Genomic DNA, 25,088 nt, shown 5'->3' on the forward strand with positions numbered 1-25,088 from the left:
GCTCATGGCATCGGATGCGAGCGACGACACCAGCTGGGGCGGATTCCCTCCGCCAGAGGCGAAGCCGGTCTACGAGATAACAGAGGCGAAGCCGGTCTACGAGATAACAGAGGCGAAGCCGGTCTACGAGATCCCGGTGACGCCGCCGGGATCCACCGCGGGCGGATGGGCGCCGGGGGAGGGGGTTCCGTTGCTCCCGCCGCCCGTGCTGCAGCCGGCGCCGCCGGTGCAGGCCGCGCCGCCGGTGTTCCCGCAGCCGCAGCCGCAGCAGCAGGTGCTCCCGCCGACGCTTCCCGTTCCGGTGTCCGCACCCGTGCAGCTCCCGCCACCCGCGCCCGCGGTCGACGACCTGTATCCGGTTCAGCGGATCATCCCCGCCGGCCGCCGCGCTGCGGAACCCGCGCCGGAGCCGGAGTTCGCCGCCGTGCCGCACCACCACGACCCTGAGCCCATCGACGAGACGCTCACCACGGTGGAGCGCGAGGCCCTCGCCCGCGCAGACGCCGAACTCGTCGCTGCGCTGCACGAGGTCGTCTACCAGGGCGCGTCCGACCTGCACGTGACTGTCGGCACCGCGCCGATGGTCCGTGTCGACGGCAGTCTCCGTCCGGCCGGCGCGACGACCCCGTGGAACCATGACCGCACCAGGGCCGCGCTCGTCAGTCTGCTGACCGACCGGCAGCAGGAGATCTTCGATCGGGAGCTGGAACTCGACTTCGCGTTCACCATCTCGGCCAACTCCCGTTTCCGCGTGAACGTGTACCAGCAGCGCGGCTCCGTCGGTGCAGCGTTCCGTCTCATCCCGACCGAGATCAAGCAGCTGCACGAACTCGGCGTCCCGGATGCGGTCGGCGCGTTCTCTCAGCTGCCGCGTGGTCTCGTCCTGGTCACCGGCCCCACCGGTTCCGGCAAGTCGACGACCCTCGCCGCGCTGATCGACCTCGTGAACACGACCCGTGCCGATCACATCGTCACAGTCGAGGACCCGATCGAGTTCATGCACACGCACAAGAAGTCGATCGTCAACCAGCGTGAGGTCGGGCACGACACGCACAGCTTCGGCGCGGCGCTCAAGCATGTTCTGCGCCAGGACCCCGACGTCATCCTGATCGGCGAGCTGCGCGACTTGGAGACGATCTCCGTCGCCCTCACCGCCGCCGAGACCGGCCACCTGGTCTTCGCCACCCTGCACACCCAGGATGCGCCGCAGACGATCGACCGTGTGATCGACGTCTTCCCGCCGCACCAGCAGGACCAGGTGCGCGCACAGCTCGCCGCGACGCTCCAGGGCGTCGTCTGCCAGACCCTCGTGAAGCGCGCGAACGGCCGCGGCCGCGTGGTGGCGACCGAGATCCTGATGATGACCCCCGCCGTCGCCAACCTCATCCGCGAGGGCAAGACCTACCAGATCGCCTCCATGATGCAGGCCGGCCGCGACTCCGGGATGCGCACGATGGACCAGCACCTGGCCGACCTCGTCAACTCCGGCCAGATCACCCGCAAAGCCGCAATGGACAAGGCACACGACCTGGAGGGGATCACCCGGCTGATCCAGCGGGCGGAGGTTCCGTCGGACGCGTCAGCGATGGCGATCGTGTCCAACGGGCCCGATTTCGGCGACAACTACTCGGGAGTTCACTGATGGCGACGACGCTGGCATACGCATACACCGGCAGGGACTCTGCGGGCAAGGTCGTGAAGGGACGCCTGGACGCCGCAGGCGAGGCCTCCGCCGTCGCCCGGTTGAAGGCGATGGGGCTGTCGCCGATCTCCCTAAAGGAGGCTCCGGCCGGCACAGGACTCAACCGCGAGGTCTCGCTGTCGTTCGGCAGCGGAGTGAAGCTGAAGGATCTCGCCATTCTGAGCCGTCAGATGGCGACGATGATCGGCTCGGGACTCTCTCTGCTGCGAACGCTGAACATCCTGGCCGAGCAGACGGAGAACAAGAAGCTGGCTTCGATCATCGAGGGGGTCCGCGATGACGTGGAGACCGGTGTCTCTGTCTCGGATGCGCTGAAGAAGCGAGGCGATGTCTTTCCGCCCCTCATGATCAATATGATCAAAGCGGGCGAGACGGGTGGTTTCCTCGACGACGCTCTGGAGTCGATTGCGGCGACCTTCGAGAAGGAAGTGAAGCTCAAAGGCACGATCAAATCCGCCCTGACCTACCCGGTGATCGTGTTGATCATGTCGATCGTCGCGGTGATCGCCATGCTCCTCTTCATCGTGCCGGTCTTCGAGAACATGTTCAAAGGCCTCGGGGGACAGCTCCCCTTGCCGACGGAGATCCTCGTGGTGGCTTCGCATGCGATGGTCTGGGTGGCGCCCGTTCTCGTCGTGGGGGGCGTCGTGTTCGGGGTGTGGTGGGGGCGGAACAAGAACAACGAGTCCGTGCGTCGACGCGTGGACCCCATCAAGCTCCGAATACCGGTGTTCGGGTCGCTGCTCAGGAAGATCGCAGTGGCCCGGTTCAGCAGGAACTTCGCCAACATGATCTCGGCCGGTGTCCCGATTTTGCAAGCGCTCCGCATCGTGGGGGAGACGAGCGGGAACTGGGTCATCGAGAACGCGCTCGTCGAGGTGGCGGAGTCCGTCCGGCAGGGCGAATCGATCGCGAAGCCGCTCGCCGCGCAACCGGTGTTCCCCGCGATGGTCACCCAGATGATCGCTGTCGGCGAGGATGCCGGCTCGCTGGAGACGATGCTCGACAAAATCGCCGACTTCTACGAGCAGGAGGTCGAGGCCGCGACCGAACAGCTCACAGCGATGATCGAGCCGCTCATGATCGCGTTCCTCGGGGTCGTGATCGGCGGGATGGTCATCGCGCTTTACATGCCGATCTTCCAGATCGCAACCCTGGTGAAATAACGCGACCGACACGTATCTTTCATGTTTTCTCCCCTGAACTGGGGTGATAAATGAGTGATATTGCCCCCATTCGTGGGATTCTGCCGTGAGTTTTCTCGGAATTACCATCAAGCACCGGACGGAACTCGCACCCGTTCGAACCGAACGATTCACCCGACCGAATGGACACTGCAATGTACTTCCGACTCATGGGCAAACTGAACGCCCGCCGCCAGGGCCTCCTCGAAGAGGACGAAAAGGGCTTCACGCTCATCGAACTCCTCGTGGTCGTCATCATCATTGGCATCCTCGCCGCCATCGCAATCCCGGTGTACCTGGGCATCCAGAACAACGCGAAGGACAGCGCGGCAAAGTCCGACCTGACCAACGCGAAGACTGCGGTGGTCGCGTTCCAGACGACCAACAGCACCCTTCCGCTCACCATCTCGAGCGGCACGCTTGGCACCTTCGGATACAGCGGGACCAGCGTGGCGTGGAGCCCCGCAGCCCCCGCGGCGACCGCGACCTCGTACTGCCTGGTCGCGACCAGCGCCGGCGGGAACAAGTTCTACACGACCGACAACTCGGGCGTCTCCGCGGCGAACACGCCGCCGGCCGGCTGCTGATCCTCCTGACACGCAGCAACTGAGGCGGCGGGCGGAGACCGAAACGGTTCTCCGCCCACCGTCGCCCCGAGTCTCTCCGATACAACCCGATGAGGAGGTGACCGTGACTCGAACAACCCCCGCACCGGACGACGAATCCGGCCTGACCCTCATCGAGGTGATGGTCGCAATGTTCATCTTCGCGCTCATCTCGATCGGGATCGCGCTCTCCATCTCCAGCTCGCTCCTTCTCACGAACGACACGCGAGCACGGGAGACCGCGGCCAACCTCGCAGCACAGGAGATCGACCTCGATCGGTCGGCCAGCAATGTCTTCGCGGTGACCGACACCTCCTGGACCACCGTCGTCAACGGGACGACCTTCACGGTCTCTCGCGGCACTGACTGGGTGTCCACGAACAACAGCTCCGTCGCCTGCGGGGCCGGCGGCGGCACCCTCCAGTACAAGAAGGTCAACATCAGCGTCACCTGGGCCGGTATGCGCGCAGCAACGCAGCCGGTGCGCGCCGACACCTTGATCGCGCCGAACAACCGCATCAACGACCCGGCGCTGGGAACGATCATCGTCTCGGTGAAGTCGGCGTCCGGCGCCGGAACGCCGGGAGTCGTCGTCTCGGTGGCGCCGTCGAGTGTTCCCAATGGTGCGACGGCCCTCACGACGACTCCGGCCGTCACAGACAGCGATGGATGCACGTACGCGTTGAAAGTCACCCCGGGCAACTACGACGTGACTCTGTCGAACACCAACTACCTCGACATCAACCAGAACCCCACTCCGGTTCTCAGCACACTCCAGGTCACGGCAGGAACGGCGGCATCGGCCCCGTTCACCTATGACAACAGCGGAATCTACACACTTCAATACGCGAACCCCACGGCCGTGCGGCCGACGAACCTGAATCTCACGTTCGTCAACTCCGTCGGTGGCGCATACGTGCAGGCGATCGGATCGGCAGCGACGACGCGGCTGTTTCCGTTCTCTGACGGGTATGCGACGCTCGCTGGCCGGTACGTTGCGCCGATCGGAAGCGCGCCCAGTTGCACGAATGTGGACCCCGCGACCTGGACCACCCCCGCACCCGATGGTGCGATCGGAAAACCGGTCCAGGCCGCGTCCCCGACCCTGCCGATCGGCATGGGTGTCGTCACAGTGACGGGCCTTGCGAGCAACAGCTATCTCACGGCTGTATCGCAAGCGCCGATCTCAGGAACGGGAGACCCGGGATGCACAACGTCGAATACCTACACCTTCCCCAAGCTCACCTCGGGATCGTCGATGACGATCGCGCTGCCGTTTGGAGCATGGAAGATCTACACCGGGTCCTCCTCCGGCAGCACGGCGACGACTGTCGCGACAACCTCGATGACCTTCGTCACCCGGGGGGTCGCATCCCCGGCACAGTGGACGATCACGCTCGACCCGCGGACGGTCGGACCGTGAACGGGCTTCGACGCCTGCGCGAGGATGCGGCGGGTTTCACCATCGCCGAGTTCATCGTCGCGATCGCCGTCTTCAGCATCGTGCTCGCCGCCGTCGGTGGCTTCTTCGTCACCGCGACGAAGTCGTTCACCCTCAACCAGTCCGTCGGCACGAACTCCAAGACGGCATCGAACGGGATGAACGAGATCTCGCGGATCCTGCGCGCTGCGACAGAGAATCCCGTGAGCGGTCAAGCGATCAACGATCCCGCCTTCACCACTGCAGCGCCGGAGTCGGTGACGGTCTACGCGTATGTGAACCTTGCATCGTCGGCCGAACAGCCGGTCAAGGTCACCTTCACCGTGGACTCCAATCGCAACCTGATCGAGACCAAGTACAGCGCATACGCGCTGAGCGCCGGCTACTGGGGCTTCTCGTCCACTGCGAGCTCCACACGCAACCTGGGCGGCAAGGTCGTCAACCAGACGGGATCGAACCCGTCTCTCTTCACCTACCTCGGTGTTGACAACCAGCCCCTGCCGATCCCGTCCGGGGGATACACCACGGCGAATCTGCGCAGCATCGCGGCGGTCAGAGTCACCCTGACGTTGAGCGCGACCGCTGCGGGGAACAGTTCGAACGTCACGTTGCAGAACACGGTCGGCATGCCCAACCTGCCCCTGTCGAGGTCGCTGTGATGGGCGTGGGCGGCCGGGCGCAGGCAGGTCGCAGCGGGGCAGCACGCGGCGACGACGGCATGGCGCTCGCGATGGTGATCGGCATCGGAGCGGCACTGATGCTCCTCGTCTCTGTCATGCTCGCATCGTCCCTCGGCGGATTTCAGAAGGCAGACGGCGACCAGGATTGGAACGCGGCGATGTCGGCCGCGTACGCGGGTGTCGAGGATTATCAGGCGAAGTTGGCCAACGACAACACCTACCAGCAGTACGGCACCTCCACGGCGGCCTTCAGCACGACGAGCTCCTTCACCGGGACGAACGGGAACCTGGCGTTCGGAACGGGCGTGAACGGCTCCTGGGCGACCGTCGCCGGAAGCGATGGCCGCGCGAGCTACCGATACGAGGTGGACAACTCCCAATACTCCACCAAAGGCACACTGCGCATCCGGTCGACGGGGAAGGTCGGCCAGACGACGCGTTCGATCGTCGCCGACCTGAAGCAATCGGGCTTCATCGACTTCCTCTACTTCACCGACTACGAGATCCAGGACCCCGCGACGTCGTCGATCTCCTGTGTCCCCGCATACGCATGGGCGGTCGCAAGCCGGCCGAACTGCACGGCGATCCAATTCGCGGCGGCCGATACCATCAACGGCCCCGTCCATTCGAATGACACATTGCAGATCTGCGGCACCACCTTCAACAACATCGTCACGACGGGATACAACCCGTCGTCCGGGCAGGCATACGTGACGCCGAACGGCTGCTCAGCAGGCAACTTCGCGATCTCCGGTTATCCGAGGTACAGCCCCGTCGTCCCCATGCCGTCGACGAACACACAGCTGAAGCAGGAGACGCGAAGCGACCTCACGTCGGTGCCTCGCCCCGGCTGCCTATATACGGGTCCGACCACGATCACGTTCAACGCCGGGGGAACCATGACGGTTCGGAGCCCGTGGACGCGAGCCACCAACGTCGCAGGCGACCCGCCGTCGAGCGGATCGGTGAGCCCACAATGCGGGACGCCGGGGTATGCGGCCACAGGAACCCTCGGGAGCCCGGCAGGGCAGACGATCTCTGTTCCCAGCAACAACCTGATCTTCGTCCAGGGAGTGCCCGGCACCGTCGGCGATCCGAACTATTGGGCTGCCGGCGCGTTCCCGGCGAACTTCACCTGCGCGAACGCGTCGGGCAGCACGGGCACGAGCAACGGACTCGGTTATCCCGCTCCGTCCGAAAAGGCCCCGTCATCGACGACGGCCGCACCGTCGTATGGCTGCAGGAACGGCGACGCCTTCGTGAAAGGGAGTGTGCACGCGGCGGAGACGGTCGCGGCCGACAACTACATCTACGTCGTCGGGCCGGTCACCTACGTCGACCCTCAGACGGACATGCTCGGGTTGGTCGGTCAGAACGCGGTCTGGGTGTACAACCCGGTGGACAGCAACGGCAACCTGCTCGACTCGTCGACGACCGGTCTGGAAATCGATGCGGCGATCCTCTCGGTCGCCCACACGTTCCAGGTGCAGAACTACACGGCAGGCAAGAAGGGGACCTTGACGATCAAGGGGGCCATCGCCCAGAAGTTCCGTGGTCCCGTCGCGCAGTCGTCGGGGACGACGATCTCGACAGGGTACGCGAAGAACTACCAGTACGATGCGCGGCTCCAATACACCGCTCCGCCGAAGTTCCTCTCGCCCGTGTCGACGACCTACGGCACGAGCGCCGTCGTCGAGGTCAAGACGGCCTATGCGCCGAGTGGGGCGGCGATCCCGTGACCTCCGCACAGCTCTCCCTGTCGACCGCGGTCTTCGTGCTCGGAGCGACCGCCGTGTTCGGCCTGCTGATCGGTTCGTTCCTCAACGTCGTCGTGTATCGCGTGCCCGCCGGCCGATCGATCGTGTCGCCGCCGAGCGCCTGCGGGAGCTGCGGGACGGAGATAAAGCCATACGACAACATCCCGGTGCTCTCCTGGCTCGTCCTCGCCGGAAAGTGCCGCTCCTGCCGCAGCGGGATCTCCGTGCGATACCCGCTCGTCGAAGGCGCGACAGGCGTGGTATTCGCCTTCGTCGGCTGGTGGTTCTGGGTGGGTCCCGGAGCAGCGCATCCGCAGGGCGGCGCCGCCACCGTGGCCGCCGTGCTTGTCGTGATCGCGTTCCTCTTCCTCGCTGCGGTCAGCATCGCCCTCGCACTCATCGACGTGGACACGCATCGCCTGCCGAACGCCATCGTTCTCCCGTCTTACGCCGTGGGTGTCGTCCTGCTCAGTGCCGCTGCGCTGCTGAACGGCGACCCGACCGCGCTGGTCAGGGCAGTCGTCGGTGCGGCTTGCCTGTTCGCGCTGTATCTGATCCTCGCCATGATCCGACCGGGCGGCATGGGACTCGGCGACGTGAAGCTCGCGGGCGTCCTCGGACTATTCCTCGGTTACCTCGGCTGGGGTGCGCTCGTCGTCGGCGCCTTCGCCGCCTTCCTGCTCGGCGGTTTGTTCGCCGTCGTCCTCCTGATCACGCGGCGTGCGCGGCGCGGCTCTGGCATCCCGTTCGGCCCCTGGATGCTCGCGGGCGCCTGGGTCGGCGTGCTCGTGGGGAACTCAGTGTGGAGCGCCTACCTGGCGCTTCTCGGAATCGCATAGAAGAACCCAAGGAGATCGAATGGCTACGAGCATCGTCGGCATCGACGTCGGAAGTTCGAGCATTCGTGCTGTGGAAGTCGCAGACCCCGCCAAGGCGCGGCCGACGCTTCTTCGACACTACGAGGTGCCGTTACCGGACGGCGCCGTCAGCCGAGGAGAGGTGATGGAGCCCAACACGGTCGCCGCGAGCCTCAGACGGCTCTGGCATCAGGGCGGCTTCAAAAGCAAGGACGTGGTGCTCGGGATGGGCAACCAGCGCGTGCTCGCCCGTGACCTCACCGTCCCGCGGATGTCGCGCGCACGCATCAGGGAGGCGTTGCCCTTCCAAGTGCAGGACATGCTTCCCGTGCCGGTTGCCGAGGCGCTCCTCGACTTCTATCCCGTGTCCGAGGGGATGAGTGACAACGGGCCCGTCGTCAACGGGCTGCTTGTTGCGGCGGTGAAGGAGGCGGTCCTCGGCAACGTGAAGGCGACGCAGCTCGCCGGACTCACCACCGTGGATGTCGACCTCATCCCCTTCGCGCTGAGCAGGGTGCTGATCAGCAGGGCTCGCGTCGCGGGAACCGTCGCACTCATCGAGATCGGCGCGAACACGACGAGTGTGGTCGTGGCGACCGACGGCATCCCGCAGTTCGTGCGCATCATCCCGGCCGGAGGATCCGAACTCACCCAGGCGCTCCGCGAAGGCCTCGACGTCGAGCTCGGAGAGGCGGAGCGCATCAAGGCCACGATCGGACTCGCCAAACAGGTGACCACCGTGGAGGAGCAGCAGGCGGTCGAGATCATCTACCGTGTCACGAGCGACCTCCTCACCAGCCTCAGGAACACGGTCAGCTATTTCGTCAACACCCGCCCCAACAGCCCGGTCAGCGGAATCGTCGTGACAGGAGGGGGAGCGCAGCTTCCCGGACTGCTCGACGCCCTGAGCGAGATGACCAGACTTCCCGTCACGGTCGGGGACCCCTTTCACGCCGTCGCACTCTCGCGCAGTCTCAACGCGGACGTGCTTCGGCAGAACCGGTCGGCGCTCACCGTGGCGCTCGGCCTTGCACTCGGGAGCGCAGCATGAGCATCACGACCAGGCGTGCGGACGCCCAGGAAACCGAGCAGTTGCCGACCGTCACTCCTGCGACGAAGGGGCGCAAGACCCCGAAGCAGCAGAAGACGCAGAAGCCGGTCGGAAGGGTGGAGAGCCTCGACATCGGCGTCGAGCCTCGCGTCGACCTGCTCCCGCCCGAGGTCAGAGGGGAGCGGAAGAACAAGCGCACCAGGAGGGGCTTCGGCTGGGGCGTTCTCGCCGTGTTGCTCGTCGTCGTCCTCGGCGTCGGCGCGGCATTCGCCTTCAACGTCGCTGCGCAAGCCCGACTGCTGGGAGCACAATTGACGACGGCCGACCTGCTTTCCCAGCAGCAGAAGTTCGCGGGCGTGAGGGCTGTGCAGAACCAGGTCGCGATCGCACGGACGGCGCAGCGAGTGGGGGCATCCACCGAGGTCGACTGGAAGGCCCTGCTCGACGAGATCGGCGCCGTTCAGCCTGCGGGCGTCGCTATCGAGACAGTCGCTGCAGACTCTGCCTCTCCCATCAAGGCCTATGACCAGTCGCCAGATCCCCTGCAGGCGCCAAGGATCGGAACGGTCACTACGGTCAGCCTCAGCCCGACCGTCCCTGACATCACCGCGTGGGTGCGTGCGCTCGCGAAGATCCCTGGCGTGGCTGACGTGGTGCCGAGTGCTCTGACCTTGGACCCGGTGACTGGTCAGAACAAGGTCACCATCACGCTCCATATCGACCAGTCGCGTTACGCGAAGCGCTTCGAGCAGAAGGACAAGTGATCATGGACAAGACCAGACTGTGGATGATCGGCTCCGTAATGGCGATGGTTGCCATCGTCGCGCTCGGTTGGGTTGTCGGCGTGCAGCCGCAACTCGACCAGGCGGCCGCTGCCGACGCCCAGACGACTCAGGCGAATGAGGCGATCGCATCGAACAGAGCCGTTCTCGCCCGCTTGACGAAAGACTCTGCCAACCTGCCTGCCTTGAACAAGGAAGTGGCATCGCTTGCGGCCTCCATGCCCGACCAGTCGGCGAATCCGGCGTTTGTGGACGAACTCAACGGTTTCGCCGTAGCGAACGGGGTCCAGATCTCGGCATGGGCGATACAGGATGCGAAGCCGTATGTCGCCCCAGAGGCGCCAGCATCAGCCGCCGCATCGTCTGGTTCTGGCGGGGGATCGACAGCCGCCCCGTCGCCGACGGCGGCTCCCACGTCCGTTCCAACCCCAGCGCCGACCACTGCCGTTCGCTCGGCCGGAATTCCTCCGGTGATCAGTCCTCTGATCACCGCGAAGAACTTCACCGTCGTCCCTGTCAGTTTCACCGTGACGGGCGCGTATCCGAACGTCGTCTCCTTCCTGCACGCCGCGCAGACCGGCCAAAGGCTGTTTCTGGTCAACAACTTCACCACCGAACCATCGCCCAGCGGCGTCGGCGTCGACGGCAAAGTCAGCGGCTACACCTACGTCCTCACCGTCCCGGAGGCCCCAGCAGCCAAGAAGTGACCTCTCCGCCCGTTCGCCGCCAGCCCTCCCTGGACTTCGACCACCCCGTTGCTACAGTGGGCACCATTGACGGACGCCCGTTGGGGCCGATCGAGGAGTGGCATCATGAGCGAGACGACGCCGGGTTCTGTGCCGGACAACGGCACAGCCGCGGAGCCCGCGGAGGAGAACGCGCCGACGACGGCAGCGACCGCTCCGGCCACGGCGCCCGCCCAGAGCGCAGCGGCCGAGCCTGCTGACACCGACCCCGAGGTCGTCGACCCGCCGTCGAGCCCGGTCTCGGCGCGTGGTCACATCAACCGGCCGGATGCGCCTGCCGCCGACGCGCAGAGCGCTGGGGGCCGGGCCGCAGCAGCACCGTCCACTGCAGCCTCCGAGGTCCCCGCGACACCTGCTCCCGCCGCTCCTGCCAAGGTCACGGAGCCGGAGCCGGTCGTCGCGACCGACGACGACATCGCAGCCGCCGTCGCCCGCTCGAACACGGGTGACGTGCCCGCCGCCGCTGCGGCAGGCACCGCCACCGTCGACACCGCGTCGCCCGCCCAGTCGGCGACGCCCGTCATCGTCGCCGCCGAGGCAGCGACCGCAGCGACCGCCGCGAACGACGCGCAAGCGACGACGGCGTACGCCGCCCAGCCCGCCGCCGGCGAGGCGACCTGGGCTCCAGAGGCCGGCGCCGCGGCGACCACCGCGTACGCTCAGCCGGTCACGCCCATCTACGTCCAGCGTCCCGAGCCGCCCAAGAAGAAGAGCAACAGGGGCTTCGGCATCCTGATCGCGCTCGTGGGCACGGTCGTGTTCGCGGCCCTCTGGGTGCTCGCCGTGCTGGTCGTCGGTTACGCGCTGACGCCGAGCGCGCAGTTCCTCGACTCGCTCGCGACGTTCTTCACCACGCAGATCGCCAGCTGGGTCCCGGTCGTGGCGTTCTTCGTCGGCATGGTCGTGCTGATCCAGATCATCAACCGTGCTCGCTGGTGGGCGTACATCCTGGGTGGCCTGTTCGTCGCCGTCTTCGTCTACGCCGCCTATGTCGGCGCGTCCCTGGTCGACGTGAAGGTCTGGAACCTCACGCCGAACGAGGCGAGCATCGTCCTGCAGCGCCTCTGGGTCGCGCCGTTCGCCGTCCTGGCGGGTGTGATCGCCCGCGAGATCTCGATGTGGACCGGCGCCTGGCTGGCCGCTCGCGGCCGCAAGCTCAAGGTGCGGAACGCCGAGGCGCAGGCCGCGTACGACCAGGCGCTGGCCGACGCGCAGAACCAGGCCGTCGCCGCATACGCCACGCCGCAGGGGTACTGACTGAAGCTCGTGGACCATGCGTGACTCTGACCATGCGTGAGTATCGCGCATACGCGGCCGTCCTCGCGGCCTTTGCCACGTTCCTCTATCTGGCGCTGGTGGTCGCCGCCTTCGGGCTGATCTCCCTGGCGACGAACACCGACGTCATCGCCGACCCGGACATCGGCCCGCTGGTCGGTCCGATCATGACCGGATGCGCGGTCCTGATGCTGTTCGTGTTCCTCCTGGTGATCGGCACGCGCGTCCCGGCGGAGAAGCAGCGGATCTCGCCCGGCGTCGCTCTGGCCGTCGGTTTCGCCTGCTACTTCGTGTTCATCGTCGCCGGTGGTGTCGCCGGGGCCGCAGGCGACCCGTCGCAGCCGTTCGCGTACTTCCTGTTCGCGGTCGGGCAGCTGGGCAGCATCTACGCGATCACCGTCGGCATCGGCGGGTTCGTCGTCACGCTCCTCTACCAGCTCGTGCTCGTCGGGCGCTTCCAGCAGCGCGGGCGTCCGCGCTGGCCGTGGGAGAAGGAGAAGTAGCGATCACGCGTCGACCAGCGGAACCTGCACCCTGGCGAAGCGGCCCTTCGCGATGTACATCCCGCGTCCGGGCGGGAACTCCGAGCGGTTGAGTCTCGGCAGCGGTGTCTTGAGCAGCAGGTCGCCCTCCACCGAGTCCGGCTGCAGCAGCAGGCCGCGGCGACCGTTCTTCACCTCGCCGAGCAGCGGCCACGACGACCCCCAGGCGCTCGTCTCCGCCTCGGCGACCAGCAGGTGGTCGCTGCGGCGCACCGCGCGCACCAACTCGACGATGGGGGAGTCGGCGGGCGTCTGCAGGAAGTCGCCGATGCTCTCGACGATCACGGCGATGCGGCCGTCGGTGTCCGGATCGGCGATGGCGGCGACGAGGTCTTTGGCGAGTGCCGCGGCGGTCTCCGGCGTGGTGGCGGTGTCGGTCCAGTGGGAGGCACGCCCGAGCGGGGAGCGCGGGTTGCCCAGGTAGTAGAGCCGTGCCTGCGGGTCGAATCGGATGACGGACGCGGCCAGCGCGGCGAGCGTCGTCGACCGTCCGCTCGCCGGAGGGCCGGCCACCAGCAGTGTCCCGGTGGGCTCGAACCCGAACGGGCCGAGGTCGAGGTCGCTGACCCCGAGCACCGGGGATCCGTCGTGCGACGACGGCAGCGACTCGATCGCGAACTCCTTCGGCAGCGAACCGATCGGCGGCGTCTGACGCACTCCGGCGCGCACCATCGCCTCGGCGAGCCGCGTCGTCGCGGCCGACTGCTCCGACACCGAGGCGCTCCCGCCGAGCACGGCGAGCTGTGTCTTGTAGCCGTCGACGATCGCACGGCCGGGAGGGGAGGTCGGCCCGAGGATGTCGCTCGGCACGTCGAGCATCCCGTAGCCGTCGTCGGCGAGGCGCAGCACGACTTTGCGCTGCACCAGCGAGCCGATGGAGGTGGGCACGGCTCCCGCCCGGTCGCCGGTGAGCGCGACGTGCATCCCGAGCTGGCGACCGTCGCTGAGGACATCCTTGAACACGTCGTACCACTGCGAGCGTCCGGCGGGGATCTCGAAGTCCTCGCGGAAGTTCGGGAAGCCATCGATCAGCAGCAGGATGCGCGCCTCGTCCTGGCGTCCCGTCAGCCGCCGGTACTCGGTGATGCTGGAGGCGTTGGCCTCGGCGAACCGGGGGCCGCGGTCGTCGAGCTCTTCCTTCAGCATGCGGAACAACCGGATGATGCGCTCCGCGTCGTCGCCAGGAATGATCGAGCCGACGTGCGGCATCTTCTCCAGCATCCTGAGGCTGCCCGCGCCGAAATCGAGCCCGTAGACGCGCACCGGCCCACCGCGGGGCGTGATCGCGGCCGACGATGCCAGAGTGCGGAGGGCCGCCGACTTGCCGGAGCCTCCCGTGCCGTAGATGGCGATGTTGCCGTCGACGTCCGGCTGGAAGTACACCGGCGACTGCTGCTGCCTGTCCGGCACGTCGCTCACGCCGAGCAGCAGCTCGGCGTCCGTGCGCTGGCGCAGCAGCCCGAGATCGTAGACGCTCGCCAGCTCGTCCAGCCACGGCCGCCGCGGCGACGGGATGCGCGCCTCGCCCTGGGCGCGCACGATGGAGGAGACGAGTCGCTGCTGGTCGGTCGGCCCGAGGTCTCGCTCCTCGTCGCCGCCTGTCCCTTCCTCTTCCCAGCGGATCTCTCCACCGAAGCGGAGCTCGGCGACCTCGACGCCCGCGCGCTCCGGTTCGCGGCTGGTCCAGCCTCCCGCGTATGCGGACTGGAACGGCGCGAGCCTGCCCGGCCCGGTCTTCGCCATTCCTCGTCCGGGGATCGCCTGGTCGAAGTGGGCGGCATCCGAGACGCCGACTACGTCCTGGCTGTCCGACTCGTCCGCCATCCGGAGTGCGATGCGCAGGTTGGTGTTCGCGCGCAGGTTGTCCTTGATGACGCCCGCGGGACGCTGCGTCGCCATGATCAGGTGGATGCCAAGGGAGCGTCCACGCTGGGCGATGTCGACGACGCCGTCCACGAACTCCGGCACTTCGCCGACCAGGGCGGCGAACTCGTCGATCACGAGCACCAAGGCGGGAGGACACTCCGGGTCGCCGCGCTTCTCCAGTTCGAGCAGGTCTTTCGCCTTCTTGCGGTTGAGCAGGTGCTCGCGGTGGTGCAGTTCGGCGCGCAGGCTGGTGAGGGCGCGGCGCACCAGGTGCGGGCTGAGGTCGGTGACGAGTCCGACGCAGTGCGGCAGGCTCACGCAGTCGGCGAACGCCGACCCTCCCTTGTAGTCGATGAACAGGAAAGTGACCCTGTCCGGGCTGTATTCTGCGGCCATCCCGAGCACCCACGCCTGCAGGAATTCGCTCTTGCCCGCTCCTGTCGTGCCGCCGACGAGGGCGTGCGGCCCCTGGCTGCGCAGGTCGAGGTGCATCGCATCCACCCCGGCGGAGCCGATGATCGCGCGCAGGCTGCCCGCGCGGCGTTTCACCGGACGCGCGCCCGAACGATCATGGATGGACGCGTTCTGCCGCCAGCGGTCGATCACCGCCCCGGACGACTCGGCCAGGTCGTGCCCGAGCAGACTGACCAGCGAGATGGTGCGCGGCAGGTCGCTCGCGTCGGCGACGAGCGCCCCCGCGTCGACCACCGGAGCCATCCGCTTGGCGTAGTCGAGCGCGGTGACCCGGTCGACCGGTTCGGTGACGACGTCCTCGATGGTCTCGCCGATGCGCACGAAGCCGACCGTCGCGCGGTCGTCGCTTTCGGTGTGGGCGATGTATGTGCGGCACGCGGCAGGGAGGGCTGCGACGTCGGCGTCCAGCCAGATCGGGAAGACCCCGGCATCGGCCGCGGCCTCCACGAGCTGCACGAGCCTCGGCCGGTCGAGCGGTACGTCGCCCGAGATGACGACGACCACCGCGGGGACGGGGGACTGCGTCCCGTCGACGGTCTGCGACTTCCCGACCTCGGCGCCGCGTTCGATGGCCGCGCGCTCCTGCTCCATCGCGCCGCGGCGCTGCGGACCTTTCGCCCGCGCCAGCCGTTCCTCCACGAGTCCTTCCAGTGCGCTGAGCACAGTGGATGCGCTCGACGCGCTGTCCGCGAGGTGGCCCCCGGAGAGCGGACTGTGCGGAGACGACGTGTGCGGCATCCACTTGAGCCATTCCAACTCCCGCGACCAGCGCGGAGACACGAGGGCGGCGACGACGAGCTCTGCGGGGGAGTGCAGGGCGGTGAGCTGCACGAGCGTGGAGTTCACCGAGCCCGCGATGTGCTCGGCGGGGCCAGCGATGCCGAGGGCTCCTGACTCGAACAGGTTGTCGAGCACCGGGACGCCGTCAACCCGTTCGTTGGCGTCGATGACGGCGTCGAGACGCTCCTGGAACTCGACGATCATCTCGCCGCGGTCGGTGCTCGCGATGGTGTTGCGCGACCTCATCGACCCGATGCCGAGCTGCAGGTTCAGGAACGACCAATGCTCCGGCCGCCTGGTCCAGAGCAGTGGTCCGCGCTGGACGGCCTCCGCGAGCGCGGCGTGCGTCGTCGGGGACTCCGCGCGGCGCAGTTCGACCTCGCGGACACGCTCGGCGTCGAGCTTGGCGGTGAGCGCATCCAGTCGTTTGTCGAAGACCGCGATGGCCTTCTTGAGTTTGCGTTTTCCGCGGGTCCGGCCGGTCAGATAGTTGCCGATCAGCATGAGCGGGGAGAGCAGCACGAACAGCAGCGTGGTGGGCTGGTGGGTGAGGGCGAACATCGCGCCGCCGAGCAGCAGCGGCGTGATCATGGCGAGCAGGGGGAAGGGCGGATCGTCCTTCTCGGTCGGCACCTCGGGCGCCTGGAAGACCTGCCCGGCGTAGCGCTGTTCGACGCGAGGGGATCGGTTGAAGAACACCGGACCGGCCTTCGGGGCGGCGACGGGGATGCCGCTGAGCCCGGACACGGCGATGCGCACCTCGGTGTCCCCGATCAGCAGCGTCTCCGCGCGACGCACGGTGAGGCGTGTGACGATGCCGCCGTCGACCACGACGCCGTTGGCGGAGCCGAGGTCGACCACCTCCACTCCGTCTCCGGCCTCCAGACGCACGTGTCTCTTCGACACCAGGGGATCGTGCAGGACGATGTCGCAGTCGTCGTCGCGGCCGATCGTGGTCGTGCCCGGACGCAGGGGGAATTCGCGTCCGGCGTCCGGACCGGTGAGAACCTGGGCGGTGGCGACGGCCGGCGCGTCCCCGAGGTCGTTCGGTGCGTAGTAGACGCCGGCGTCGGCGAGGCTGACTGTCGCGCCGCTGCCGATCCAGGCTTCGCCGATGGGCGCATCCGGTGGCAGCACGAGGGTGTCGGCCTGGCCGGGGATCGCGGCACGCAGTGTCAGCGCCCGGTCGTCGGTGAGCGGGGCTCCGCCGCGCGGGTCGATGCGGCGGATCGTCGCGGCGACCTCCGAGATGCTGGCGGCCGCGTCGGCGGTGACCACGATGTCGTCGCCGGCTCCGGATGGGCGGGCGAGCGTGAGTTTGAGGCGCACGCAAGAACGATACCTATATACCGGTGGGTCCCCGCATGGGGACCGCTCCCCATCGCCTCCCCGCACGGTGCTCGATAGGTTGGCTACAGCCTGAAACGGAGGGGACCGCCATGACCGACCTGAAGCTCGACCTGGATCTGCTCGGACAGTTGAAGTCCGACCTCGAGGCGATCGTCGGCGAGTTCAAGGGCGCCGACGATTTCAGCGATGCCGTGGCGGACGCGACCGGCCACGACGGACTCTCCGGCCATGTGCGTGACTTCGCCCACAAGTGGAACGACAAGCGCAAGAAGATGACCGAATCGGTGGAGAGCCTCTCGAAGTCCGTCGCGGGTGTGACGGACGACTTCACCAAGGTCGACGCAGGACTCGCCACGGCGCTCGAAGACGCGGCGAAGTCGCAGGACTACCCGGCAGCGCCGGCCAAGAACTAGGGGACGCAGATGAGTGACGTCGAATACCAGCCGCTCACGGGCGATCCGGACCTGCTGCTCTCCAAAGCGCGCCACTACGCCGAGATCGCCGACGCCATCCAGCGCTCGGTCACCACACTCAAGAAGATCGGCGACGTGGATGAGATGGTCAGCAAGGCTGTCGACGCGTTCCGCGACTCCGCCAAGGAGGTGGCGGGCGACATCGACAAGGCCCAGGACCGCTACCGGAAGACCGCGGATGCGCTGATCACGTACTCGTCGTCCCTCCGATCCGCTCAGGATGCGGCGACCACTGCCATCGCGCACATCGAGAGCAAGCAGGAGGCCGCGACCACGGCCGCCCACGCGGCGACGACAGCCCAGCACACCGCAGACTCCGCGACCGCCGCCGACAAGGCCACGGCGGCGACCGCCGCCACCAAATCACAGGACGCCTCTGACGCGGCGAACGCCGACCTGCGCGCCGCCCACGCCGAATGGCACACCGCACTGGATGCGAAGAACACAGCAGCAGAGACCGCCATCACCGCGATCGTCAACGTCGTCGACAAGAACAACCACGGACTCCAGGACTCGTTCTGGGACGACTGGGGCGCGACTGTCTTCAGCATCTTCAAGACCATCTGCAAGTGGGCGGGCGTGCTCGCGATCTTCTTCGCCTGGGTGCCGATCCTCGGTCAGATCCTCATCGTGCTCGGTGCGATCGGCGCGATCATCGACCTGGTCGAGTCCATCGTCAAGGTGATCAACGGCGACGGCTCGTGGTGGGATGTCGCGTTCGCGGCGGTCGGCTGCGTGCTCACCCTTTTCGGCGGCAAGATCTTCGCCATGGTCGCCAAGAACCTCCGCGCCACCGCGGTCATCCGCACCGGCATCACCGACAGCCGCCAGCTCGCAGCGCTGCAGGGCGTCGGCGCCCACAGCGAGGACTTCATGAGCGCCACCAAGGCGAGCGAGGCGCTCAGCAAGCCGCTCTCCGACGCCTTCAAGTCCCCCTTCATCCGCACGGACGCCCAGAAGGCGGCGCTCACCGCGTTCCAGTCCGGCACCAAATCCGGGCCGGAGCTCATCAAGGAAGCCGCCCGCGAAGCGTTCCCCGGGCTCAACCTCAGCATCAGCAAAGGTTTCGGCATCAACAAGGACCTCGTCGGTCTCTACAACCTGGCGAAGGCCGACCCGAGCCTTCTCACCAACGGCATGAAGTTCACTGCAGGAGCCGCGACGCTCTACCAGGTGCAGAACACAGTCAAGGTGGTCACCGGCGCCGTCACCGGCTTCAGTTCCAACCCGGTCGGTCAAGCCATCGACACCGGGTCGTCGTTCGTGCCTGGCGACTACGACAAGATCGGCGGAGCGACCAGCAGCACGGTCGGCGTGGTCAAGGACGTCTGGAACGTCGCCAACAACGGCACGAAGTAGCGGGTATGGTTTCGGTGGGCGAAGGGGAGGCTCAGTGACGGCGGACGGAACACGGCGCGACATCGTCGACTTCGGCATCGGCATGCCGGAGCGCTGCTACCCGATTCCGCTCGCGGCGGGGTCGGACCCCGAGTGGGCGACCGCGCTCGCCGCTTCCGTCGTCGCCGACCAGGAGATGCGCGCCAAGCTCGCCGGCGAACTCGCGTTCGCACGCTCCCGCTTCCGCGAGCTGCGCAACCCCGCCTTGACGGCGGCCGTCTGGATCCCCTATCCCGAGATCGGTAGGGCCGGTGCTGCACTCGTCTTCTCGCTGGCCCCGCTCGACGTCGTGGGCACGCCCGACCAGTACCAGGATGCGCTCGCCTCTCCCATCGTCGAACCGGACTCCGGACAAAGCTACTTCGCCGTACAGACCTGGCGCTCGGCGGTCGACGCCGGCGAGCTGGTCGGCTCGCACAACCTCATCGCGCACGCCCTTCCGGACGGAAGCGCCGAGCTGGAGGAGCGCGTCGTTGCCGTCGTCTACCCTCCGGAGGCGGCGCAGGTCGTGCAGTTCGTCGCCTCGGCGGAGAACCTCGGCGTCTTCATCGACATGGCCTCTGACGTCCAAGCGCTGGTCGCGACCCTCAACATCACGCTTGCAGACGCCGCGGTCTCGGAGCGCAGCGCATGACGTTCACCGCCAGGTCTCCGCAGGGCTCGTACTCGATCATCCTGCCCGGCACCTGGGCCGAGATCCCGCTCGCCGACGAGGAGGCCATGCGGGAACGCATCCGGTCGCTCGTGCTGCAACAGGTCGGGCGCAACGACCGGCTGGCCCGAACGCGCAGAGATGCACGGGAAGAACTGGTGAGCACGGCGGAGCGCGCGCGGGCGGCCGGTGCCACCGCGTTCTGGATGTCGCTCGAAGTGCTGCCGGGCATCCCGCTTCCCGCCGCTCTCATCGCCCGCGACCGTGCGTGGCCCGAAGGCGCGGTCGCTGAGGGACTGGGCGGTGCTCGTCCGTTGGCCGAACGGCTGGCCGCAGCGACCCCGGGAGCCGAGATCATCGAGCAGCGCACCGGCCCGGTCGCGCGCCTCCGCGAGATCGGCGATGACGCCATCGGCGAGACGCGCGAGCCGTCCCTTTATCTCGAGTACTCCGTGCCGTATCCGGACGAAGCCGGCTTGCTCACCGTGAGCGTCTCGGCGCCGACCGCTCACGACCCGGAGCTGTATACGCTCTTCTTCGACGCCATCGTCGACTCGCTCACCTGGGCGGAACGGCAGACACAGGAGGCCAAGTGACCGACGGACTGACAGGGGACGCGCTCGCCGCGCGCCGGGAGCGGGTCGCCGCCTCCAACCGGGCGTTCGGAAAGGTGCTCAGCGTCCTCGGCGGAGTGCTCGCCGCAATCGCGTTCGTGCTGCTCGTCGGCGGCGGTCTCGTCATGACCGCCATCGCGAACGGGCAGGACGACGGATCGCTCGACGGCGTCCGCGGCCTCGCGGCGGTCGCGATGGGCGCGACGCCCGGCGTTCTCCTGCTCCTCGCCATGTGCGGACTCGTCGCGGGCGAGCAGTTGCGCAGGGGTGCGATGAAGCGCAACCCTGCGCCACCGGACACGGTGCTCCCGTCGGCGAGCATGGTCTCCCGTTTCCGGGTGCTGCCGATCGGCTGGCACGTCTTCTGGATCGTCATCGGCCTGCTCGTCTCGCTGCTCCTGGTCGGACTTCCGGTGATCTCCTGGTTCACCAGCGGCTGGCCGTCGAGCGTCGGCGACGAGAACGACTTCGCGCGCTACTGGCTCATCTACGGATCCATCGGGTTCGGCGTGACCGTCGCGGCGATCACCTCGCTGATCAAGAAGCTCTCCTTCTATCGAGCCCAGGGCGCAGGGAAGGTGCAGCCAGGGGTGGATGCGCCCGGCCGGAAGTTCTGGCGCTTCTTCGACTACCGCTGGCGCTTCGACCTGTGGCTCGCCGGCCTCGGCGGCGTCATCCTGGTGCTCGCGCTCACGCCGCTGTCGTCCGCGGTCGGCCCGACCGCCTCCGGCACCGAGGCCGCCGACGCCCTCCCGTGGGTCGTCGCATTCGGCGTGCTGGGCGTCGTGATGATCGTCGCAGGCATCGTCTGCGCAACCAATTTCTGGCGCGCCGGCGAGGAATTGGGCTCGGGGGAGTCCGCCGCGTAGCCGGTCACGGGCACCGTATGGGGAGTGCTCCCCATTCCCCTGGCCCACCGTCCGCGGATAGTTTGAAACCACTGGCCGCCCGAGGGGTTGGCCTCTCGGACTACACGAAGGGAACGACCTCATGGCGAACATGAACGTCACGTACGGCGAGATGACCGATGCGGCGAACCGCCTCATCTCCGGCAAGGACGACATCACCGCGAAGCTCCACGAGCTGCAGAACCTGGTCAACGGACTGGTCAACGGCGGCTTCGTCACCGACCAGGCCTCCGGCGCGTTCCACAGCTCGTACGAGCAGTTCACCAAGGGCACCACGGATGCGGTGAACGGCCTCGACGGGATGTCGCAGTTCCTCACCAAGGCGGCGGACGCCCTCCAGAACGTCGACAGCGAGCTCGCCAAGGGCATCGGCGGCTGAGACCCGCTCCTCAGTCTCCGCGAAGCGCGGGCATCCAGCCGGATGCCCGCGCTTCGCCGTATACTCCCAGCCGAGAGGATGCGGTCGGCAGGCGCGCCGGGCATCCCCGCATCCATTTGACCGGGCGCTGCCCGCGAGCTAAGATTTATCGGGTGTGCGCTCTGTCGCGCGCTCGTCTGGTGCCCAGAAATGGCTGCCGCGAGCGGGCAGGCACGTACTCATCCGATGGGCAGGACAACCGCACGGAAGTCCAGCCCCCACGGCATATCGATGACGAACACTTCTGAACGTCGATCGATCCCCCCAAGAACAGACACGCCCAGCAGGGTGTGCGTGGGCTCGGGGAAGCAACACCTGTCACCGTGCAGTCCAAATAAGGAGAAGTTCAGTGCCAACTATTCAGCAGTTGGTTCGGAAGGGCCGCAGCCCCAAGGTCACAAAGACCAAGGCGCCCGCCCTGAAGGCCAACCCCCAGCAGCGCGGCGTGTGCACCCGCGTCTACACCACCACCCCGAAGAAGCCGAACTCGGCTCTCCGCAAGGTGGCTCGCGTCAAGCTTTCGAACGGGACAGAGGTCACGGCCTACATCCCCGGTGAGGGTCACAACCTGCAGGAGCACTCGATGGTGCTCGTCCGCGGCGGTCGTGTGAAGGACCTCCCCGGTGTTCGCTACAAGATCGTCCGTGGCGCACTGGACACCCAGGCCGTCAAGAACCGCAAGCAGGCTCGCAGCCGCTACGGCGCGAAGATGGAGAAGAAGTAATGCCTCGCAAGGGTCCAGCCCCGAAGCGCCCCGTCGTCGCCGATCCGGTATACGGCGCGCCGATCGTCAGCCAGCTCGTCAACAAGATCCTCCTCGACGGCAAGAAGGGCCTCGCAGAGCGCATCGTGTATGACGCGCTCGAAGGCGTCTCCACCAAGTCCGGTCAGGATGCCGTCGTCACGCTCAAGAAGGCGCTCGACAACGTCCGCCCGACCCTCGAGGTCCGCAGCCGCCGCGTCGGTGGCTCGACCTACCAGGTCCCCGTCGAGGTCAAGCCGCACCGCGCGAACACGCTCGCGCTGCGCTGGCTCACCAGCTACGCCAAGGGTCGTCGCGAGAAGACGATGACCGAGCGTCTCACCAACGAGATCCTCGACGCGTCGAACGGTCTCGGCGCCGCTGTCAAGCGTCGCGAGGACACGCACAAGATGGCCGAGTCGAACAAGGCCTTCGCGCACTACCGCTGGTAATCCCGGCTCGCAGGTAATCCCGGTTTCGGGCATTACCGCGCCGGTCCGGGTGTTGCACTCTGCGGAGTGCCCCACCCGGGCCGGCACCCCTCACATTTCTACTTTTCGGAGGAACCCTGTGGCACAGGACGTGCTCACCGACCTGAACAAGGTCCGCAACATCGGCATCATGGCCCACATCGATGCCGGCAAGACCACTACGACCGAGCGCATCCTGTTCTACACGGGCGTCAACCACAAGATCGGCGAGACCCACGACGGCGCTTCGACGACCGACTGGATGGAGCAGGAGAAGGAGCGCGGAATCACCATCACGTCCGCTGCTGTCACCTGTTTCTGGAACAAGAACCAGATCAACATCATCGACACCCCGGGCCACGTGGACTTCACCGTCGAGGTGGAGCGTTCGCTCCGCGTCCTCGACGGCGCCGTCGCCGTCTTCGACGGCAAGGAGGGCGTCGAGCCCCAGTCCGAGACCGTCTGGCGTCAGGCCGACAAGTACAACGTCCCGCGCATCTGCTTCGTCAACAAGATGGACAAGCTCGGCGCCGACTTCTACTACACGGTCGACACCATCGTCAGCCGCCTCGGCGCCAAGCCGCTGGTGCTGCAGCTCCCGATCGGCTCCGAGTCGAACTTCGAGGGCGTCGTCGACCTCATCGAGATGCGCGCGCTGACCTGGCGTGGAGACGCCAAGGGTGACGTGCAGATGGGCGCCAAGTACGCCGTCGAGGAGATCCCGGCCGACCTGGTCGAGAAGGCTCAGGAGTACCGTCAGGCACTGCTCGAGACCGTCGCCGAGACCGACGACGCGCTGCTCGAGAAGTTCTTCGGTGGCGAGGAGCTCACGATCGCCGAGATCAAGGGCGCCATCCGCAAGCTCACGATCAACAGCGAGATCTACCCGGTCCTCTGCGGTTCCGCGTTCAAGAACCGTGGTGTCCAACCGATGCTCGACGCCGTGATCGACTTCCTTCCGTCGCCGCTCGACGTTCCGGCCATCGAGGCCCACGACCCGCGCGACGAAGAGAAGGTCATCCTGCGTCACGCCGACGCCTCGGAGCCGTTCTCGGCTCTCGCGTTCAAGGTCGCCGTGCACCCGTTCTTCGGTCGTCTCACCTACGTTCGCGTCTACTCCGGTCACGTCAACAGCGGTGCAGGCGTCGTCAACTCGACCAAGGGCAAGAAGGAGCGCATCGGGAAGATCTTCCAGATGCACGCCAACAAGGAGAACCCGGTCGACTTCGTCACCGCCGGCAACATCTACGCCGTGATCGGCCTCAAGGACACCACCACCGGCGACACCCTGTGCGACCCGGACAACCAGGTCGTCCTCGAGTCGATGACGTTCCCCGAGCCCGTCATCGAGGTCGCGATCGAGCCGAAGACCAAGGCCGACCAGGAGAAGCTGGGCACCGCGATCCAGAAGCTCGCCGAGGAAGACCCGACATTCCGCACCGAGCAGAACCAGGAGACCGGTCAGACGGTCATCAAGGGAATGGGCGAGCTCCACCTCGATATCCTGGTCGACCGCATGAAGCGCGAGTTCAACGTCGAGGCGAACGTCGGCAAGCCCCAGGTGGCCTACCGCGAGACGATCCGCCGCGCGGTGGAGAAGTACGACTACACGCACAAGAAGCAGACCGGTGGTTCTGGCCAGTTCGCCAAGATCCAGATCACGATCGAGCCGATGGACGTCACCCCGGAGACGAGCTACGAGTTCGTCAACGCCGTGAGCGGTGGACGCGTTCCCCGCGAGTACATCCCGTCGGTCGACCACGGTATCCAGGACGCGATGCAGGTGGGTGTTCTCGCCGGCTTCCCGACCGTGGGTGTCAAGGCCACCCTCGTGGATGGAGCTTCGCACGACGTCGACTCCTCGGAGATGGCGTTCAAGATCGCCGGCTCGATGGCCTACAAAGAGGCTGCGCGCAAGGCGAACCCTGTGCTCCTCGAACCGCTCATGGCGGTCGAGGTTCGCACGCCGGAAGAGTACATGGGCGATGTGATCGGTGACCTCAACTCACGACGTGGTCAGATCCAGTCGATGGAGGACGCGAGCGGGGTCAAGGTGATCCGCGCGAACGTTCCGCTGTCGGAGATGTTCGGGTACATCGGCGACCTGCGGTCGAAGACCTCGGGCCGTGCGGTCTACTCGATGACCTTCGACAGCTACGCGGAGGTTCCCAAGGCTGTTGCCGACGAGATCGTCCAGAAGAACAAGGGCGAGTGACCTCGGTCACCCTCCCGAAGCAGTATCCCGTAACATAGGTAAACAATCCCGTAGAGTTGCCGGCCGAAAACCATCGGCCGGGGCTTCTACATGAGAGTCCTGAGGA

The 25,088-nt window shown here is 66.9% G+C and carries 22 protein-coding genes; 21 read left to right on the plus strand and 1 reads right to left on the minus strand.

The genetic code is table 11. The annotated features are described in order from the left end of the window. Positions 1-4: 4 nt before the first annotated feature. The 12 genes from AC37TH_RS08460 (at position 5) to AC37TH_RS08515 (ending at position 12,583) form a co-directional block, all read left to right on the plus strand. Positions 5-1,642 carry a type IV pilus twitching motility protein PilT gene (locus AC37TH_RS08460; RefSeq protein WP_490763927.1) on the plus strand — a complete coding sequence of 546 codons (1,638 nt, stop codon included), beginning with the start codon at positions 5-7 and terminating at the stop codon, positions 1,640-1,642. Continuing rightward, positions 1,642-2,868: a type II secretion system F family protein gene (locus tag AC37TH_RS08465; RefSeq protein WP_490763928.1), complete on the plus strand. Its 1,227-nt coding sequence runs from the start codon at positions 1,642-1,644 to the stop codon at positions 2,866-2,868. Before AC37TH_RS08460 ends, AC37TH_RS08465 begins: the two co-directional genes overlap by 1 nt. A 173-nt stretch (positions 2,869-3,041) precedes the next feature. Continuing rightward, positions 3,042-3,473, plus strand: a complete 432-nt coding sequence (locus AC37TH_RS08470; protein ID WP_490763929.1) for a type II secretion system protein — start codon at positions 3,042-3,044, stop codon at positions 3,471-3,473. 103 nt (positions 3,474-3,576) lie between these two features. Then, entirely contained in the window at positions 3,577-4,914 is a 1,338-nt protein-coding gene (locus tag AC37TH_RS08475; RefSeq protein ID WP_490763930.1) for a type IV pilus modification PilV family protein, read from the plus strand. Continuing rightward, positions 4,911-5,591 carry a PilW family protein gene (locus AC37TH_RS08480; RefSeq protein ID WP_490763931.1) on the plus strand — a complete coding sequence of 227 codons (681 nt, stop codon included), beginning with the start codon at positions 4,911-4,913 and terminating at the stop codon, positions 5,589-5,591. The genes AC37TH_RS08475 and AC37TH_RS08480 overlap by 4 nt, the downstream gene beginning before the upstream one ends. Next, complete coding sequence (locus AC37TH_RS08485) at positions 5,591-7,351, plus strand: hypothetical protein (protein ID WP_490763932.1); 1,761 nt, start codon at positions 5,591-5,593, stop codon at positions 7,349-7,351. The genes AC37TH_RS08480 and AC37TH_RS08485 overlap by 1 nt, the downstream gene beginning before the upstream one ends. Further along, positions 7,348-8,208, plus strand: coding sequence for a prepilin peptidase (locus tag AC37TH_RS08490; RefSeq protein WP_490763933.1), 861 nt, complete (start codon positions 7,348-7,350; stop codon positions 8,206-8,208). Before AC37TH_RS08485 ends, AC37TH_RS08490 begins: the two co-directional genes overlap by 4 nt. 19 nt (positions 8,209-8,227) lie before the next feature. Next, on the plus strand, positions 8,228-9,277 hold the full coding sequence (gene pilM, locus AC37TH_RS08495) for a type IV pilus assembly protein PilM (protein ID WP_490763934.1): 1,050 nt from the start codon (positions 8,228-8,230) through the stop codon (positions 9,275-9,277). After that, on the plus strand, positions 9,274-10,041 hold the full coding sequence (locus AC37TH_RS08500) for a hypothetical protein (RefSeq protein WP_490763935.1): 768 nt from the start codon (positions 9,274-9,276) through the stop codon (positions 10,039-10,041). Before pilM ends, AC37TH_RS08500 begins: the two co-directional genes overlap by 4 nt. A gap of 2 nt (positions 10,042-10,043) precedes the next feature. After that, the gene (locus AC37TH_RS08505; protein WP_490763936.1) at positions 10,044-10,766 is read left to right on the plus strand and encodes a hypothetical protein; all 723 of its coding nucleotides are present in this window, start codon (positions 10,044-10,046) and stop codon (positions 10,764-10,766) included. Positions 10,767-10,871: 105 nt separating this feature from the next. After that, on the plus strand, positions 10,872-12,062 hold the full coding sequence (locus AC37TH_RS08510) for a hypothetical protein (RefSeq protein WP_490763937.1): 1,191 nt from the start codon (positions 10,872-10,874) through the stop codon (positions 12,060-12,062). A gap of 20 nt (positions 12,063-12,082) precedes the next feature. Then, on the plus strand, positions 12,083-12,583 hold the full coding sequence (locus AC37TH_RS08515) for a DUF6121 family protein (protein ID WP_490763938.1): 501 nt from the start codon (positions 12,083-12,085) through the stop codon (positions 12,581-12,583). A 3-nt stretch (positions 12,584-12,586) separates the two neighbouring features. Here AC37TH_RS08515 and AC37TH_RS08520 read toward each other — a convergent pair whose 3' ends face one another. Continuing rightward, entirely contained in the window at positions 12,587-17,071 is a 4,485-nt protein-coding gene (locus AC37TH_RS08520; RefSeq protein WP_490763939.1) for a type VII secretion EssC family protein, read from the minus strand. Between the two features lie 110 nt (positions 17,072-17,181). On the opposite strand from AC37TH_RS08520, the gene AC37TH_RS08525 reads away from it, so the two are divergent. The 9 genes from AC37TH_RS08525 to fusA all read left to right on the plus strand — a co-directional run bounded on the left by AC37TH_RS08525 (position 17,182) and on the right by fusA (position 24,982). Beyond that, the gene (locus AC37TH_RS08525) at positions 17,182-17,505 is read left to right on the plus strand and encodes a hypothetical protein (protein ID WP_490763940.1); all 324 of its coding nucleotides are present in this window, start codon (positions 17,182-17,184) and stop codon (positions 17,503-17,505) included. 9 nt (positions 17,506-17,514) lie between these two features. After that, entirely contained in the window at positions 17,515-18,924 is a 1,410-nt protein-coding gene (locus tag AC37TH_RS08530; RefSeq protein WP_490763941.1) for a putative T7SS-secreted protein, read from the plus strand. 34 nt (positions 18,925-18,958) lie between these two features. Further along, positions 18,959-19,597 carry a hypothetical protein gene (locus AC37TH_RS08535; RefSeq protein WP_490763942.1) on the plus strand — a complete coding sequence of 213 codons (639 nt, stop codon included), beginning with the start codon at positions 18,959-18,961 and terminating at the stop codon, positions 19,595-19,597. Continuing rightward, entirely contained in the window at positions 19,594-20,211 is a 618-nt protein-coding gene (locus AC37TH_RS08540) for a hypothetical protein (protein WP_490763943.1), read from the plus strand. The genes AC37TH_RS08535 and AC37TH_RS08540 overlap by 4 nt, the downstream gene beginning before the upstream one ends. After that, positions 20,208-21,098 (plus strand): hypothetical protein, encoded by an 891-nt coding sequence (locus AC37TH_RS08545; protein ID WP_490763944.1) that lies wholly within the window; start codon positions 20,208-20,210, stop codon positions 21,096-21,098. Before AC37TH_RS08540 ends, AC37TH_RS08545 begins: the two co-directional genes overlap by 4 nt. Before the next feature lie 121 nt (positions 21,099-21,219). Further along, the gene (locus tag AC37TH_RS08550; RefSeq protein ID WP_055894741.1) at positions 21,220-21,516 is read left to right on the plus strand and encodes a WXG100 family type VII secretion target; all 297 of its coding nucleotides are present in this window, start codon (positions 21,220-21,222) and stop codon (positions 21,514-21,516) included. A gap of 388 nt (positions 21,517-21,904) precedes the next feature. Next, positions 21,905-22,279: a 30S ribosomal protein S12 gene (rpsL, locus tag AC37TH_RS08555; protein WP_055787040.1), complete on the plus strand. Its 375-nt coding sequence runs from the start codon at positions 21,905-21,907 to the stop codon at positions 22,277-22,279. Continuing rightward, the gene (rpsG, locus tag AC37TH_RS08560; protein WP_490763945.1) at positions 22,279-22,749 is read left to right on the plus strand and encodes a 30S ribosomal protein S7; all 471 of its coding nucleotides are present in this window, start codon (positions 22,279-22,281) and stop codon (positions 22,747-22,749) included. The genes rpsL and rpsG overlap by 1 nt, the downstream gene beginning before the upstream one ends. Positions 22,750-22,867: 118 nt before the next feature. Continuing rightward, positions 22,868-24,982 (plus strand): elongation factor G, encoded by a 2,115-nt coding sequence (fusA, locus tag AC37TH_RS08565; RefSeq protein ID WP_490763946.1) that lies wholly within the window; start codon positions 22,868-22,870, stop codon positions 24,980-24,982. The last annotated feature ends 106 nt before the right edge of the window (positions 24,983-25,088 follow it).

It is taken from the genome of Leifsonia sp. McL0627, from assembly GCF_058244615.1.

Excerpts from the sequence above, each read along its gene's own strand:
- AC37TH_RS08525 (WP_490763940.1), top strand. The coding sequence starts at position 17,182 with ATGACCGACCTGAAGCTCGACCTGGATCTGCTCGGACAGTTGAAGTCC.
- AC37TH_RS08550 (WP_055894741.1), top strand. The coding sequence starts at position 21,220 with ATGGCGAACATGAACGTCACGTACGGCGAGATGACCGATGCGGCGAAC.
- AC37TH_RS08510 (WP_490763937.1), top strand. The coding sequence starts at position 10,872 with ATGAGCGAGACGACGCCGGGTTCTGTGCCGGACAACGGCACAGCCGCG.
- AC37TH_RS08540 (WP_490763943.1), top strand. The coding sequence starts at position 19,594 with ATGACGTTCACCGCCAGGTCTCCGCAGGGCTCGTACTCGATCATCCTG.
- AC37TH_RS08500 (WP_490763935.1), top strand. The coding sequence starts at position 9,274 with ATGAGCATCACGACCAGGCGTGCGGACGCCCAGGAAACCGAGCAGTTG.
- AC37TH_RS08460 (WP_490763927.1), top strand. The coding sequence starts at position 5 with ATGGCATCGGATGCGAGCGACGACACCAGCTGGGGCGGATTCCCTCCG.
- AC37TH_RS08470 (WP_490763929.1), top strand. The coding sequence starts at position 3,042 with ATGTACTTCCGACTCATGGGCAAACTGAACGCCCGCCGCCAGGGCCTC.
- AC37TH_RS08505 (WP_490763936.1), top strand. The coding sequence starts at position 10,044 with ATGGACAAGACCAGACTGTGGATGATCGGCTCCGTAATGGCGATGGTT.
- AC37TH_RS08530 (WP_490763941.1), top strand. The coding sequence starts at position 17,515 with ATGAGTGACGTCGAATACCAGCCGCTCACGGGCGATCCGGACCTGCTG.
- rpsG (WP_490763945.1), top strand. The coding sequence starts at position 22,279 with ATGCCTCGCAAGGGTCCAGCCCCGAAGCGCCCCGTCGTCGCCGATCCG.
- pilM (WP_490763934.1), top strand. The coding sequence starts at position 8,228 with ATGGCTACGAGCATCGTCGGCATCGACGTCGGAAGTTCGAGCATTCGT.
- AC37TH_RS08485 (WP_490763932.1), top strand. The coding sequence starts at position 5,591 with ATGGGCGTGGGCGGCCGGGCGCAGGCAGGTCGCAGCGGGGCAGCACGC.
- AC37TH_RS08465 (WP_490763928.1), top strand. The coding sequence starts at position 1,642 with ATGGCGACGACGCTGGCATACGCATACACCGGCAGGGACTCTGCGGGC.